1 pseudogene is annotated in these 591 nt (G+C 44.7%); it reads right to left on the reverse strand.

The annotated features are described in order from the left end of the window. Window positions 1-591 (reverse strand): annotated as a pseudogene (locus A3729_RS03915) (threonine synthase); the annotation flags it as partial.

The following is a 591-nucleotide window of genomic DNA, read 5'->3' on the forward strand; positions in this document are numbered from 1 at the left end:
TTCTCGACAGCTTCAGGAAACTTAACAGGGTGTGCAGTAGCCAAGGTAATCATTGGTATACTGCCATCACGGCGGCACTCGCGTGCGGCACCCACACCAATAGCAGTGTGTGGATCAATCAAGTATTCAGTCTCTTCGTAAACATCCTTAATCAACTGACATGTTTGCTCATCATTCAGAGACCAGCTATCAAAGAGCTTTCTGGCAGCACGCCAGCGATACTCTTCTACGGAACCTTCGTCAGTTTTCCAGGATTCCATCTGCTTCGCCAAAGCCTTTCCGTCGCGTCCATATAAGTCGAACATTAAACGCTCAAAGTTGCTTGAGACCATAATATCCATACTTGGGGAAAGTGTGTGCTCTAAAGGCTGCATTTTATAGTGATTAGCACTGATAAAACGATGCAGAATGTCATTTTTGTTAGTAGCAACAACTAACTGACTAATAGGTAAACCCATATTCCGAGCTAAGTAACCCGCAAAAATATCGCCAAAATTACCAGTTGGAACCGAAAAAGCAACACTCCTATGAGGGCCACCAAGCGCTAAGGATGCACTGAAGTAATAGACAATCTGAGCCATAATTCGCGCC

It is taken from the genome of Oleiphilus sp. HI0043, from assembly GCF_001634935.1.